The organism is Microbacterium sp. LB12 (assembly GCF_037150835.1).
In the GTDB taxonomy this organism is placed as follows: Bacteria; Actinomycetota; Actinomycetes; order Actinomycetales; family Microbacteriaceae; genus Microbacterium.
Map to the genome: position 1 here is coordinate 1 of NZ_JBBCPF010000057.1, position 275 is coordinate 275.

1 pseudogene is annotated in these 275 nt (G+C 61.1%); it reads left to right on the forward strand.

What is annotated here, in order from left to right:
• Window positions 1-275: pseudogene (locus tag WFM69_RS19480) on the forward strand (ABC transporter ATP-binding protein); the annotation flags it as partial.

A 275-nucleotide genomic window follows, 5' to 3' on the forward strand; every position in this document is an offset into this window, starting at 1 on the left:
GGGTGGGGAGATCGTGTTCCATGACCGGGATGGTCACGATATCGACATCGTGGGCCTGGACGGCGAAGGACTTCGCGCATTCCGGTGGGACAAGATCTCGATGGTGTTCCAGGGGGCGATGAACTCGCTGAACCCGGTCATCAGTGTCAAGGCGCAGATCTTCGACATCTTCGATACGCATCGTCCGGGAATGTCGAAGCGGGCGAAGACGGAGCGGGCGGAGGAGTTGCTCACGCTCGTCGGCGTCGATCCGAACCGGTTGTCGAGTTTCCCGC